Annotated in this window: 13 protein-coding genes and 1 tRNA gene; 2 read left to right on the top strand and 12 right to left on the bottom strand. The window is 58.3% G+C overall.

All coding sequences use genetic code 11. The annotated features are described in order from the left end of the window. Positions 1 to 71 precede the first annotated feature (71 nt). The 10 genes from FGK63_RS14260 to FGK63_RS14220 form a co-directional block, all read right to left on the bottom strand. The gene (locus FGK63_RS14260) at positions 72 to 431 is read right to left on the bottom strand and encodes a hypothetical protein (RefSeq protein ID WP_138843415.1); all 360 of its coding nucleotides are present in this window, start codon (positions 429 to 431) and stop codon (positions 72 to 74) included. A 479-nt stretch (positions 432 to 910) separates the two neighbouring features. Further along, entirely contained in the window at positions 911 to 4483 is a 3573-nt protein-coding gene (locus FGK63_RS14255; protein WP_138843414.1) for a DUF927 domain-containing protein, read from the bottom strand. 536 nt (positions 4484 to 5019) lie between these two features. After that, positions 5020 to 5193, bottom strand: coding sequence for a hypothetical protein (locus tag FGK63_RS20780; protein ID WP_171052656.1), 174 nt, complete (start codon positions 5191 to 5193; stop codon positions 5020 to 5022). A 169-nt stretch (positions 5194 to 5362) separates the two neighbouring features. Next, on the bottom strand, positions 5363 to 5572 hold the full coding sequence (locus FGK63_RS14250; protein WP_138843412.1) for a hypothetical protein: 210 nt from the start codon (positions 5570 to 5572) through the stop codon (positions 5363 to 5365). Continuing rightward, on the bottom strand, positions 5569 to 5754 hold the full coding sequence (locus FGK63_RS14245; protein ID WP_218961144.1) for a hypothetical protein: 186 nt from the start codon (positions 5752 to 5754) through the stop codon (positions 5569 to 5571). Before FGK63_RS14245 ends, FGK63_RS14250 begins: the two co-directional genes overlap by 4 nt. Positions 5755 to 5849: 95 nt before the next feature. Next, positions 5850 to 6359, bottom strand: coding sequence for a hypothetical protein (locus tag FGK63_RS14240; protein WP_138843408.1), 510 nt, complete (start codon positions 6357 to 6359; stop codon positions 5850 to 5852). A 2-nt stretch (positions 6360 to 6361) separates the two neighbouring features. After that, positions 6362 to 6601, bottom strand: a complete 240-nt coding sequence (locus tag FGK63_RS14235; protein ID WP_138843406.1) for a hypothetical protein — start codon at positions 6599 to 6601, stop codon at positions 6362 to 6364. A gap of 20 nt (positions 6602 to 6621) precedes the next feature. After that, entirely contained in the window at positions 6622 to 7197 is a 576-nt protein-coding gene (locus tag FGK63_RS14230; RefSeq protein ID WP_138843404.1) for a hypothetical protein, read from the bottom strand. A 207-nt stretch (positions 7198 to 7404) separates the two neighbouring features. Beyond that, positions 7405 to 9063 (bottom strand): site-specific integrase, encoded by a 1659-nt coding sequence (locus FGK63_RS14225; RefSeq protein ID WP_138843402.1) that lies wholly within the window; start codon positions 9061 to 9063, stop codon positions 7405 to 7407. Between the two features lie 113 nt (positions 9064 to 9176). Further along, positions 9177 to 9263 (bottom strand) — tRNA-Leu (locus FGK63_RS14220). 141 nt (positions 9264 to 9404) lie between these two features. On the opposite strand from FGK63_RS14220, the gene FGK63_RS14215 reads away from it, so the two are divergent. Continuing rightward, on the top strand, positions 9405 to 10064 hold the full coding sequence (locus tag FGK63_RS14215) for a DsbA family oxidoreductase (protein WP_138843400.1): 660 nt from the start codon (positions 9405 to 9407) through the stop codon (positions 10062 to 10064). Beyond that, a complete protein-coding gene (gene lipB, locus FGK63_RS14210; RefSeq protein ID WP_281282122.1) occupies positions 10064 to 10762 on the top strand; it encodes a lipoyl(octanoyl) transferase LipB in 699 nt (232 codons plus the stop codon). The genes FGK63_RS14215 and lipB overlap by 1 nt, the downstream gene beginning before the upstream one ends. Positions 10763 to 11185: 423 nt before the next feature. Here the strand turns inward: lipB and FGK63_RS14205 are convergent, their stop codons facing one another. Both FGK63_RS14205 and FGK63_RS14200 read right to left on the bottom strand, forming a co-directional pair. Next, positions 11186 to 12118 carry a cation diffusion facilitator family transporter gene (locus tag FGK63_RS14205; protein ID WP_138843396.1) on the bottom strand — a complete coding sequence of 311 codons (933 nt, stop codon included), beginning with the start codon at positions 12116 to 12118 and terminating at the stop codon, positions 11186 to 11188. A 19-nt stretch (positions 12119 to 12137) separates the two neighbouring features. Further along, positions 12138 to 12563 carry an HIT family protein gene (locus tag FGK63_RS14200; protein ID WP_246044035.1) on the bottom strand — a complete coding sequence of 142 codons (426 nt, stop codon included), beginning with the start codon at positions 12561 to 12563 and terminating at the stop codon, positions 12138 to 12140. Positions 12564 to 12987 lie beyond the last annotated feature (424 nt).

The raw sequence follows: 12987 nt of genomic DNA, 5'->3' as shown, positions 1-12987 counted from the left end.
TCGGTAGCCCATTCAACAACCCAAACGGTGGAACGGTCGCAGATCGCGACCGCCACACTCTTCTCTGCAGGTTAGCTAATCGCCAAATGGCCAACCTTGCCATTTGATAGCCGGAAGTTGATGTCTGCTTCCGATTTGAAACGGTCAATAGCGACCAAAGAAGTTCCCGTGACGTTGTTCGAGCAAGTCAGCGGAACGGTGATAACTGAGTTTGTCGCGTTGTATTGCTGGGACTTAGTAAGCTTTCCGGTGCACTGCCATCCGTTTACACTGGTGATTGTGAAGCCCTGCTCCATTGCATTGTTCTGCCAGACTTCTCCAACCACTGGTTCGCCGGTGGTCGTCTGACCAGCTCCACCTCTAGACATCTCGCATCCAGACAAAATCACTGCAGCCGCAATCGCGATAGTGCACCGAACTAACGTTTTCATTCCATTGTCCCTTTTCCAATTTTAGTCTTATTTCGAGACTTTCCAACAACCAACCACCGATCTCAAGGGCAATCATCAGTTGCGACACGGCGACACACTGCTCTGATTTCGGTTTGGGCGACATTGGGCGACAAATTGGGCGACAATTTTTTGCCGATTGGGCGACACGAACCCCATATAAATAAGGGGTGGGCGACACTGGGCGACACTGGGCGACACTGGGCGACATTGGACGACACTGAATCCGGTGTGACACACCGCGATTGAGGAGGCACAGCGTAAGCGGAGTGAGAGGGAGAGAGTCGACTATCTTTTTTCAATAATTTGTCGCCCAGTGTCGCCCAATCCATATTTTAATAGCAAAAATGTCGCCCAATCGTGTCGCCCACTTGTCGCCCAATGTCGCCCAATTTGTCGCCCACAGACGAAAAACCCCGCCTGACGGCGGGGTATTCCTGTCTCGCTGGGTCACTGCGTGATCACATGCCCAATTCGGCGCGTTTCAGTTTCAGGTTCCGGACGGCCCTGCCGTCACCCCCCGCCGCCTGCGCCACATGTACAGGGAGTCGGGTCTGAGGCGCTTCCCGGTCGGTCTTACGCACTACAGTCTTGCCCAGTACGTTGACCAGTTCGGCTCGCTTGATGGGCACGCCGAAAACCTCCGCCGGTTTCGCAATCTGCTCCCAATCAAGATAGATGTGGTCGTCGTCGTACCAACCAACCGGCGTCCCCCGCGCGATGTTGCCGTCAGCTTCACCGACCACGGTATCCTTGCCAGTGGCTTCGTTCGTAAAGACTTCACCCGCCTTGATAATCGTCCGACCCCACATGCCGTTCAGCTTACTCAGGATCGTGTCTAGCAGTGCATCCCCACCGGACGCCGCGCTTGCCTCATCCGACGACGTGAACACGTCCCACGCCTTGAACACTGCCTTCCTAATCGCTGTCTTAGCCTTGTCAGGATCACCCAACACCCCGGCGTCAGCCGCGATCTCTCCACCCCGCAGAATAAGCGCAAAAGGCTTGGCGGCACGTTCGATCACCGGCGGCTTTCCCTTCGAAAGTTCCGCTATGATTACGTCAACCTCGTCGGCAAGTTTCTGGCGATCAAACGCGATGCCGGAATCGATCATGTAACGGACCATCACCGGCCCTGCGTGACCGTAGTTGTACCGCACCGCTTCAAGGATGCTTCGTTTGTCCTTGGAGACATGCAACCCATCGCTACCCACGTCGATATCCGGAAACCGTGCGACCAGCCCGTCGCGGTAGTTGCCCCCGCCTGACTCGATCTCTTGTTTGATCCCGAATTCCGACGACATGACGACGAACGGGTTAAACCTGACACGCTGGGCCAGTCCGATGTTTCGATCTTTTTTCCGGGCCTTTGAAACGCCGACCGCCATTCCGAACAGAACGGATTCCAAGTGTTTCTTGTCCTGAAACGCGCCGATTTCGTCGAACATGAATGTGGTGTGTGTTGTAATCACACAAAGGTCTTCGATTGCGTTTGTGGTCGTTTTTGCACTGTGAAACCCGCCGTCGCCTTCTTCCGGCGAACCGAACACTGACGCGCCCAATTCCTGCCCCAGCGACTTCCCGAGCGACGAATGCCCCGAAAGTACAATCCCGCAAGACCGCTCCTTCAGGATGCCCAAAAGCGGACCTGCGAAACCAGCCGCAAGACCGAGCGGCCAATAGAAGTTTGTTTCGGTGTACTTGAAACTCTCGACCGCAGCCGCCGTGAACTTGTCCACCTCGCCGCGCGGTTTGACGACTTCAAACCGGGCACCCTCAGACAGCCGCATTTGTCCGGCACCGTCCTTGGTCAAATATTCCCCGGTCGGCAGCATGTAACCGTCGATTTCGCCATGCTCGTTACGTGTCCAACCCGGCGACTCAATGGTCGGAATTTGGCGTTGCGGCGTGATACTGTTCAACAGCATCTGCAAGTTGATCTTGGCATTCTTCCCGACCGGCAACCACAATCCACGGTCAGACAGGATATCAAAAACGGCCTTCGGGTCGCTGCGGATTTCGGCAAGCGACAATGTCACTTCGACACGCTTTCCGTTCTCACCTTCAAACGAGATGATACGCCCCGCACCTTCCGTTCCGTCTGCATTGGACGAACGTCCAACAACATCAAACGCACCGCAGATTTCTACCGGCTCTGGCTGTTTAGGTTCATCCTCGCCATTTTCTTTGGCTTCTTTGCATGCCTGTTCCCATGCCTGCACTTCAGCCTTTGATGGCCTGCGATACATCCTGTCGCCAAGACGCCGGTAACGACTATCAAGCCAGCTCTCAACCGGTTCGAATTCGTCCGTGCCTGCGTTAGCAGGACCGTCTTGCCGTCCTGGCGTGCCGCTGACTTCCTCGCCCGCTGGCATGAGGTACATCGCGTCTTCGTCGTACAGCACCTCTTCCTCGAACCAGCCTTGCGCCAGCATCTCTTCCAGAAACTGAAGCTTGTGACGTCCTTGGCAGGAATCGTGGTGGCAGAATACGGTCCAGTACCCTTCCTTTGCGTCCAAGGCGTCAATCGCCATGGTGCCGGTGCCACCTTCCTTGGAATGCTGGTGTTCGAAGGGGCATTCGAGATGCACATGGCCCTGTGCCTCGCCACCCGCATGCCGGATTTTGTCCGAGCATTCGGTTTCCAACAACGTCGCGATCTGGAACCGGTCCTTTGCGCCGTTACGGCCAAAGTGCCAGTCGTTGAGGCTCTTGCCAGACGGCGTAGAACAAAGCGGACTGCCCCACCGGTCAACCTCACGGCCTGCCCCCGCCACCTTGTCGCGACCTTTGGTGTAGTCGCTCTTTTTCATCACCGGCACGTCTTCGAACCGGAGCGGAGCGCCCCGGATGATCATGCAATCCCACTCGGCGTCTGGGGCATGGCGTGCTGTAAAGAACAAGCGACTCGGGTCACTACAGGAAACGTCCCAGTGAACTCCCAGCATCTCCCACGCAGCCCCAGTTACCTTGTCTTCCCACACCTCCAGCGACGCAGCCTGCGTCGGCGCAAGGTCGATCAGCTTAACCGCCTCTGCCAAAGGCAGGATGATCCGGAACTTGTCCAGCGGCGGCGTTTCCAGCGCGATCTTAACACCGTCCTTGGTCTGTTTTTTCGGGTCGGCGATACGAACCTGTGTGATGAACGACTCCTCGTATCGGCTCTTACCGTGCGCGCGGAGGAAGGTCTGGACGTCCGCCAATGTCGGTTCGGTGGTCAGGCCAAGCTTGCGGATAACCTCATCGCGCTTCAATTCCAGCCCAGATTTTCCATGGCTGTGGGAGGTATAAATCAGGGCGAACAGGCCAAGCGCCCGAATCTTGTCTTTCACATCATCGATCTGGGCACCGGAATCGATGTCCAACCCGAGTGCCGACATTTCGTCCATGGCATGCGCCTTACGCGCGCCGTCAATGGACGATCCGAGAACGATGGAGCCGCCTTCCTTGTGCTTGCTCTCTTGGTGACGTGAGAATCCCCAGAACGGGTCCTTCCGCGACCCTGTGCCGCCGCCTTCGATCCACTGCCCCCATGGCATGGTGACTTCTTTCCAGTCACCGTCTTGGGTGTTGCGGCGGTCTTTCGCGCCCCACAACTCACCTATCAGGAAGGTGGCGGGCTTCTGTAGGAAGTCGGCAAAACCTTCCGGTTCCGGGCCGATCAGGGCGGCGTCGTTCCAATCGCCGTAATAGTCGTCATCTCCATCGGAGATAGCATCATCGCCGCCAGCGTCTGCCGTCTCGCTGTACGCAGCCTCTGCGGTCAACTGACCTTCCGGCACCTCGCCTGCTGACGCAGGCGGCGACCACGGGCACAGAACCTCAGAAGGTTCCAAAATTTCCACCTCACCTTGCGGCGTCTCTTTGACCGCGACCACTGCATGGTCAGGGAAGAGGATCACGTTTCCCGCCGCCTCGAATGCATCGGCAATTTGATCCGGTGCCATGGCGGCGATACGTTCGCGCGATTGCGTCTCCGCTTCTGCACGCTCTTCGGCGGTCATCTGCGAGGTGATTGCCTGTGAAAGACTCATATGTCGTTTGTCCTTGTTCCATTGCGCTCTGAGCGCAGGACGCACCTAACCGCCGTCAGAAATGGTTCTGAACGTGTGGCGGATCGTTTGTTGGTGAACGTCCGGGGTTTGTGTTGATCGCCTCACACCCTATATGGGCAGAGGCGGGTTTTTTGCCCTTATCCGGGCTTCGGTGGTAACATCGCTATCAATCCACCTTGACGCGACCCTACTGGATGTGCATCGAAGAGTCAAGATGGCTCGCGATTCGCGTCATTTATGAACTTATTGCATTTTTATACGTAAAAACATGAGCTTTACTAACATCATGTATTAGGTGCTCATTGACCGGCAACGGTTTGACATTCCTTCGCTTTTCGGCTATACATTACGTGTTCCTCGGGTTTGTGGAACAGCTAACATCGCACTCCGACCCCCTGCCGTTGTACTCCCGGCAGGGGGTTTTCTTTTTTGGGACGCCAGCCGAGAAAACTTTTCGTCTTTAAGACGACTTTGCCAATTCACTCACTTTTATTTCAATCTGAAATATTTTGTGATCAGAAGCCCATTTCCCGATTTTTCGACATGGCGCGGGCATGCGCAGCGAGGGCTTTTTCCAACTGTGTGGTTAGCTGTCTCATCTCGGCGAAATGGAGCGGATTCATGCTGAGGTCATACAGTTTTTCCGTAGTCTCCACGATTTCGCGGGATGCTTGTTCAAGCTTGCTCATTTCTCAATTCTCTTGTTGGGAGGGGGTATGTGTGGGGCGGCGGTACAGGCTCCACCGCCCCCACCCACCGCACATGCAAAACGGCGGGAATTCTGTGGGGCGGCGGGTTCTAGCCCAACCCGCCGCCCCGACCCCCGACAGCAGGCGAAAACCGCCGGGGGAATTCTCGTTACGCTGGGCGGACCCAGACTCCCGGTCGCGGATTCAGGAATCCCGCCTTGCGAAGGGCTGGACGAATGGCAATCCCCATGCCGGTGATCCGGCGCACGTCGATTTCTGTCATGGTCAATTCCTCGCCCGGATGGTTCTCTGTGAAGATGTTCAAAGCATCAACCAGCGTCCAAAGTGGGGCGAAAATCTCGGCATCGCGCGGCATCATTGGACGGACTCCGGTGTCTCTGGCACATGGAACTCGCTCAGAATTCCGTCGCGGTTCAGGTCTAGTTCGGCGCGCGACCACCCACGCCCGATGTGCTGGTCATCCAGCCCCATCGCAGCCGCCATGATTGCCGCCTCTTCGATCAATCGCGCCTCTTCTGCGTCCAATTCGTCGCGGGTCATTTTCCTGCGCACCTTGGCAGCGCGCCGAAACTTTGTGTCGCGCACCGCAATGCGCTGTTTGGTTTCGCTGGAACCTCTGAGCATGACCCCCATGCTCATTTTGTGATCCCCCGTGCGGCGTTCATGCGTGCAACCGCGTCGTTGATCGTCTGAGCAACTGTGTCCGTGTCGGTGGCGCTGTAGGTCTCCGCCGGTCGCCGGTCGCCTCGGTCCGCTTTCGGGAGTGCGAACCCGTGCTTGCGCGCCAAGGCCATCCTGCGGGCGGGGCTTTTGATGCTCATAAGCGTCTCGCCATCCAATTCGCCGGACGATGTATCAGCACCCATCTTTGCCGCCTCTGCCACGCCTTCGGTACGTGCGAGGTGTTCCCGAACGGCGGCACTGTTCTGGCGGAGATTGTAGAGGGCATTGGACATGTCCGCCGCATCAAGTCCGCCATGGAACACCGCATCCCGGACCTGTACGAGACCGGCGATGTCATCCAAAGGCACCTCTGTGCCGAATTCTGCACGTGCTGCGGCGGAAATTTGGTGCGCGGCAGTCATCAAGGATGCCGCCTCAGATGTCGACAAGTTAGTTAGAAGTGCCTCAAGTTTCTCAGACATGGTCAGCCTCCATTCCGCGCGGCTGCGACGGCCTCAAGGGCGACAGCCTCAGCATTGGTCAGCGGCTGTCCCATTTCTGCGAGTGCCGCGCCAATGGTCTCGACCGAGTAGAAGCCCCGGACGCTTTTCATTTTCGACAAGGTCACCTCCATGACTTCGACAATATGACGTGCGCCAACTGCCCCGACTCCACGAGTCTGGGCGAGGATTGCGCACGCCGTGTTAACTTTCAGAAGATTCATAATTTTCTGCTCCGTTTTGGTTAGCTTGCGAGGTTGATTAGTTCGTCTGCGGTGACTGTCGCCATCACATGTTGTGTGATGTACGCGCCCCACTGACGCTCGGTGTGATCAGGGAATCCGTCGCGGCGCTGTCCGGTCATGCTGTAGGCCAGAATTTCCGGGCGCAGCGGTAGAAGGCCGAGACAGCGCCCGCCGTTGTAAAGGTGGCCCTTGCCCCACAGAGCTTGCGTCGCAGCCTTCGCAGCTTGCTCCGAGACTCTGGCGTACCTCTCGCGCTCTTCTCCACTAAAACTCTCGATCAGTGCAGCGGCGCGCGCGTCCGCGTCATGGCCCAAAGGTGCCGATGGATCAGTTTTGGAGGTATCTAGCGCGACAACAGCGCGTAGTTCGTCTCCACTCAGCCCACGCCTGCGGTTCTGCCGGAGCGCGACCACTAGGTCAGTCAGTCGAAAGCGGTCAGGCGTGCTACCAGTCCGCGCGCCGTTGACGTTCCAATCTCGTTCGCGCTCGATATGACGCAGCCAACGCCACATGCTGTTTACGCTACAGACTAGTGTGCTTTTCAGGTCGTCGGACCTGACCGTAAAATAGGTCATCGTTTCGCCTACCGTTCGTTTAATTTTGTGGATGACATGACCGACGGAACGCCCCGCGTTCGTACTCGGCCACTACTTGTCTTGATGTGTTGATTATATCCTTGACATTTCAAAATGTCAATCTGTAACGGTTCGAAGGTCTGATTCGGAAACAGGCAAAGAAAAGGGCCGCAAACGCGCCCCCTACCCCATCAGAATGTCACCAGATCAGTCGCGCATCGGGTCAACCTGCCTCAACGACTCCAGTAAGTACGTCATGCCTGCGCCCTCGCCGTAGCCACCTTCTACAGCGTCTTTGTTCGCACGCCCCGTGAGATACCGCCGATGCGAGTCGGGCATGCCCACATCGTCCGCCGCATCCTGCAATCGGTGGCGGAAGCTGTGGAAGGCGACCTTCCCACCCGTAATTTTCAAATTCTTCCGCAGGGTAGCGAACCGCTTGCCATATGGCCCGCTGACGCGGCCACGCTTGTCAGGCTGCAACTCCCCAAATCTCTTCGCGTACCGCTCCCACTGATCGAATGCCAAAGCCTCGGCGGGCATTACCTTCCGGCGTGCTTCGATATGCCCGCGCAATCCGATTTCCATCAACTTAGGATGTACCGGCACCCATCGAACCGTGGCCCCGCTTTTCGCGCGCATGTCTTCGCCTTCGTCGGTGATCTGCATAGACCAAACGCCGTCGCGTATCTCGAAATCACAAAGGCGAAGCTGACAGGTTTCCTGCAACCGCGTTCCGTGGTGTGCCGCTATCCATGGTGCCCAATAGTCAATTGTTGTTTTCGCATACTGCTCCTGATTGGACTGAGTGACGAAATCAAGAATCCGGCGCTCTTCATCCGGCGTGAACGGGCGGCGGTCTGCCTTCTGTTTTTCACTGTGCTTCTGCTTCACGCGGGGCAGTTTGTAATCGCCCCACGGATTGCCTTGGCGGTAATCTTGTTCCGCCGCAAAACTCAGGAGCCGCTTCATCACGGCCACGTACTTATCCCGCGTCTTGTCCGAAAGGGTGTCCCTCTTGTTCTTCTTCGCCCATGCGATGGCCTCATTGAATGCAAGGTCGCGAACAAATCGCCCGTCTGGCAACTTTGCCGACAAGACCGTGGGCAGGCCCTTAATCGCTTCGGCATAATCGCGAAGATGGGCCTTGGTCAGTTCAGTAACAGCGATCTCGCCATTCAGTTCATTGAACCGGCGGACATAGTAGCGGGCCGCGTCAGCGGTCTGAGGATCGACAGTCGGTGCCCACTTCTCGATTACATCGCGCAAGCTGAATACATCGCCCACAAGGTCAACGTCCTGTCCGATCTGGCGAAGGACACGCCCCCGCGCATTTGTCTGCGCTTGAACCGCCGCTGACGCGGCCCGGTGCTCTGCCACTGCGACCTGCAATTCTTCCTGATCAGTGACGTTGTCGGTCACAACTTTTGTAGGGGGCGCGCCCGTTCTCTGAACCACAAAGGAGTCGCCTCGGATATATTCGACTTCGCCGCCTTCTATGTCGGTGGAGCCTGCGTCAGCAGGTGCACCAGCCTGCATGAATGCCAGCGCGCGCTTTCCATCCTGAAATTGCTTAAGCAGGCCAGACAACCCGCCCGCGTTATCCAATAGCGCCCTCTGATCCGGTGGCAGGTTCCGTGCCAGCGCCTTCCAGCCCTCTTCTGCCTTGGCCTTGTCCTTCTGTGCATCCATCACAGCGAGGATTGCCCGAACCTCTTTTTCTGCGGTGCGAGGGTCCGACGTCTTCAGGCTCTTCTGATAGAATTCCTTGCCGTCGTATTGGTCCTTCAGTTCCGCCGGGACTCGAATCTTGGCGTGATATCGCCCTCGAAGCTGGATGGTCCCGGTTACCTTTGGCAGCGCCATGTCGTCACCTCAAAATGGAATCGTCACACACCATTGTGTGACGGTTTGTGTGACGTTTTGCAAGGCTATAGCCCTGTTTTCCTTAATGTTCTTTGTTTTTATGGGAAAAATGATGGTGCGGTCGAGAAGACTCGAACTTCCACGGGAGTTACCCCACAGCGACCTCAACGCTGCGCGTCTACCAATTCCGCCACGACCGCACTGCCTTGGCTTGGTAGAGGGGCGTATAGACGGTCGCGCGAGGGATGTGAAGAGACAAAAATCGCTACAGATTGATTTCCCCGACACGCCTCATATCTGTAGGGTCCGCCCGTCGCACTGTGCATCTGAAGGAACACTCGATGACCGCTCCTGACAACCGGCCCGTCGTTCAGATCGACATCGTCTCGGACATTGTTTGCCCGTGGTGCATCGTCGGATTCCGGCAACTGGACAAGGCGTTGGCGGATCTGGAAGTTCTTGCCCGCCTCAGATGGCATCCCTTCGAACTCAATCCCGATATGGGGCCCGATGGCCAGAACCTGCGGGAACACATTGTCGAGAAGTACGGATCGACGGCGGAGCAGAGCCAGCAGGTGCGCGATCGCCTAACGGCCATGGGCGCGGAACTGGGCTTCACATTCAACTTCACCGACGACAGCCGGATCGTGAACACCTTTCCGGCGCACCAGTTGCTCGACTGGGCCGAAGGCCAAGGCCGGCAGCATCCGCTGAAGATGGCCCTGTTTCAAACTTATTTCACGCAGCAAAAGGATGTCTCTGACATCGATGTCCTGATCGGGGCCGCAGAAAGCGCCGGTCTCGACCCGGTGGCCGTGCGGCAGGCGCTCGAGTCGGGCGCGTATGCGGCGCCTGTGCGCGAGAAACAGCGGTTCTGGACCAGCCGCGGTATCTCCGGCGTTCCTGCGATGGTGTTCGGCGGCAAGTATCTGGTGACCGGCGCGCAGGGCGGCGACACCTACAAGCAGGTGCTGCAACGCTGCCTGTCCGAGGCCGCCTGATCCCCCTTTCGCAGGTCCGGCCTTCGCGATATGCACGCCTCATGGAATGGAAGATCACAGACGGTCTGACCGAATATGCCGAAGCGGTGGCCTTCATGGAGGCCCGCGCCGCGGCAATTGCGGCCGGCGAGGCGGAAGAGTGCATCTGGCTGCTGGAGCACCCCCCGCTATACACCGCCGGCACCTCGGCCCGGCGCGAGGATCTGACCGATCCCGACCGTTTCCCGGTCTTCGAAAGCAAACGCGGCGGACAGTACACCTATCACGGGCCAGGGCAGCGCGTGGTCTACGTCATGCTGGATGTGGGCAAGCGCGGTCACGACGTGCGCCGCTTCGTTCAGCAGCTTGAGACCTGGGTGATCGCGGCCCTGGCCGAGTTCAACGTGCGCGGGGAAATCCGTGACGGCCGGGTCGGCGTCTGGGTGCAACGCGAAGACAAGCCGCTGACCGCCCTTGGCAAACCGGCCGAGGACAAGATCGCCGCGATCGGCATTCGCCTGAGAAAATGGGTGAGCTTTCATGGCATCTCGATCAATGTCGAGCCGGATCTGGACCATTTCTCGGGCATCGTGCCCTGCGGCATTTCCGAGTACGGCGTGACGTCCCTGGTCGACCTGGGCCTGCCGGTCACGATGGAGGATGTTGACGTGGCGCTGCGCAAGACCTTCGACGAGGTTTTCGAAACTGCGCGCGGCTGAACTGTCGGCAACCTAAGGGACGGCGGCGTGAGGGACGGCGGCGTGCGAATTCTCCGGAATCCCCGGATTCGACCAAGCAAATGTGCCCGAAAATGCGCGTTTGCGACTCAGCAATTGAGTCGAAAGTTGGCCCTTTATCACCCGCCGCATGAACAATCCGGAAAAAACCATTCTTATGTTTCATGTCGAAAAGTCGGAAAGCGACCATTCCCAAAAAAATATCCTTTGTTTTCAGTAAACGCGTGAACGGCGATCGGACTCGGACGTCGCTTTTGGGTTATAGTGATCCTGCCGTTCTTAGAGTGAGTGGTGCGTTAATGCCGGCCATCATGGGCACACCCATGAGAACCGACAATGTGTTTGTGTACGAGTCTGCCGTTCCGACCCCATAATCGGAACGGCAATTCGTTTGTCGAACCGAAACTACTCCTGATCATGACCGAAACGGGCCGATCCGACGCAGGCGTGCGACGAGCATTCCAGTTCCAGCGTCGCGTGCCTGACGCCGAAGCGCTTCGCCAGTTCGGCCTTCACGGTCGCCTTGATCCCGTCAGCCTGCCCCCAGGCTCCGGGTTCGATCACCAGATGGGCGGTCAGCGCCGCCTCGCGTTCCTGCATGCTCCACAGATGCACGTGATGCACCTCGCGCACGCCCTCGACCGCCTCGATCGCGCCTGCGACCTCCTCGGGGTCCAGACCAGGTGGCGTGGCCAGCATCAGAACGCGGATCGATTCCCCGATCTCGGACTTCACGTGCCACAGGATGTAGGCGGCGATCAGGATGGTCACCACGGGGTCGACCCAGGTCCAACCGAACAGGATCACCGCGCCACCGGCTAGGATCACCGCCACCGACCCCAGCGCATCCGCGATGTTGTGAACGAAGGCGGCGCGGATGTTCATGCTGTCCTTGGCCATTGCATAGGTCAGGGCCGCCGTCACCAGATCAACGATCAGCGCAAGCGCCGCAATCCAGACCACCATCCAGCCATTGATCGGCTCCGGCTCGAAAAACCGCAGGACGCCCTCGTAGACCAGATAGACCGACAGCACGATCAGGGTGGTGTAGTTGACCAGCGCCGCGATCACCTCGGCCCTGCCATAGCCGAAACTCATTCGTTCATCGGCCGGACGCCTTGCGATCTTGCGGGCCGCGAAGGCGATGATCAGAGCGATGGCGTCCGAGAAATTGTGCAGCGCATCGGCAATCAGCGCCAGCGACCCCGAGAATATCCCGCCGATCACCTGCGCCAGCGTCAGGAACAGGTTTACCGCGATGGCCCATGCGACGCGGGCGTCTCCGGCTTGCGGATCGATGTGGTGGTGATCATGTCCGTGCGAATGATCGTGCGGCATGTGGTGCGCGCCCCGCCCTTCAGGTCAAAGCGGCGCGTATCTTCTCGGCGTGACCGGCGATCGCCGCCATGTCGCCCATGTTTCCCGGGGGGCGCAGACGATCGCCTTCGCGGCGCGGCAGGACGTGGAAATGCAGGTGAAACACCTCCTGCCCGCCCGCGGCCTCGTTGAATTGCTGCACCGTAACCCCCTGAGCATCAAAGGCTTTCATGACCGCGCGGCCCATCTTTTGCACCGTCTGCATGACCGCGGCCATCTGCTCGGGCGAGGCGTCCAGCAGGTTGCGGCAGGGGGTCTTCGGGATCACCAGAAGATGCCCGTCGGCGCGGGGCATGATGTCCATGAAGGCCAGCGTGTCATCGTCTTCGTAGACGCGGGTCGCCGGAATCTCGCCGCGGAGGATTTTTGCAAAGATGTTGTCGGGATCGTAGTCCATGTCGGGCATCCGTTGGGTCAGAACTGTCGCGAGAGTTGTGGGCCAGCCACCCCGCCGGGTCAACCCGCGCCTTGACCGCCCCGGTTGCCAAGCAAGGGGGATTGTACGGTGAATTGTCCGTATTGTACCGGGGCTTCAGGGGGAGCTGTCCATTTTGTACAATCGGTTTTGGCCCGGATCTTGGACGCACTGCACGACCCATCTCCGCAGAATGGCTGACCATGCCATCGCCCTGCCTGGCAGGCATTTGTTAACCGGGCGGATCGAGACTGCCGCCGATCGGATAAAAACGCCGCCCGTGAGAGACTTGGCCCCCATACTCGCCCCTTGCCCTTGTGCCTCGGCTGATGCAACCTTGTATGCGGAGGAGGGATGTCAGTTTCACCGCTGGGTCCGTTGGCAAACGAACCAGCGTGGCGCCATGCTTTGGGAG

Origin of the sequence: Ruegeria sediminis (assembly GCF_005938215.1) — a bacterium.
Classification (GTDB): Bacteria; Pseudomonadota; Alphaproteobacteria; order Rhodobacterales; family Rhodobacteraceae; genus Ruegeria; species Ruegeria sediminis.
This window is presented reverse-complemented; position numbering and strand designations above follow the sequence as displayed.

What these genes read in the sequence shown, in the direction of transcription:
- FGK63_RS14200 (WP_246044035.1), bottom strand. Translation starts at nt 12,563, where the DNA reads ATGCCCGACATGGACTACGATCCCGACAACATCTTTGCAAAAATCCTC.
- FGK63_RS14240 (WP_138843408.1), bottom strand. Translation starts at nt 6,359, where the DNA reads ATGTCTGAGAAACTTGAGGCACTTCTAACTAACTTGTCGACATCTGAG.
- FGK63_RS14230 (WP_138843404.1), bottom strand. Translation starts at nt 7,197, where the DNA reads ATGACCTATTTTACGGTCAGGTCCGACGACCTGAAAAGCACACTAGTC.
- FGK63_RS14205 (WP_138843396.1), bottom strand. Translation starts at nt 12,118, where the DNA reads ATGCCGCACGATCATTCGCACGGACATGATCACCACCACATCGATCCG.
- FGK63_RS14245 (WP_218961144.1), bottom strand. Translation starts at nt 5,754, where the DNA reads ATGACCCGCGACGAATTGGACGCAGAAGAGGCGCGATTGATCGAAGAG.
- FGK63_RS14235 (WP_138843406.1), bottom strand. Translation starts at nt 6,601, where the DNA reads ATGAATCTTCTGAAAGTTAACACGGCGTGCGCAATCCTCGCCCAGACT.
- FGK63_RS14260 (WP_138843415.1), bottom strand. Translation starts at nt 431, where the DNA reads ATGAAAACGTTAGTTCGGTGCACTATCGCGATTGCGGCTGCAGTGATT.
- FGK63_RS14225 (WP_138843402.1), bottom strand. Translation starts at nt 9,063, where the DNA reads ATGGCGCTGCCAAAGGTAACCGGGACCATCCAGCTTCGAGGGCGATAT.
- FGK63_RS14255 (WP_138843414.1), bottom strand. Translation starts at nt 4,483, where the DNA reads ATGAGTCTTTCACAGGCAATCACCTCGCAGATGACCGCCGAAGAGCGT.
- FGK63_RS14250 (WP_138843412.1), bottom strand. Translation starts at nt 5,572, where the DNA reads ATGATGCCGCGCGATGCCGAGATTTTCGCCCCACTTTGGACGCTGGTT.
- FGK63_RS20780 (WP_171052656.1), bottom strand. Translation starts at nt 5,193, where the DNA reads ATGAGCAAGCTTGAACAAGCATCCCGCGAAATCGTGGAGACTACGGAA.
- FGK63_RS14215 (WP_138843400.1), top strand. Translation starts at nt 9,405, where the DNA reads ATGACCGCTCCTGACAACCGGCCCGTCGTTCAGATCGACATCGTCTCG.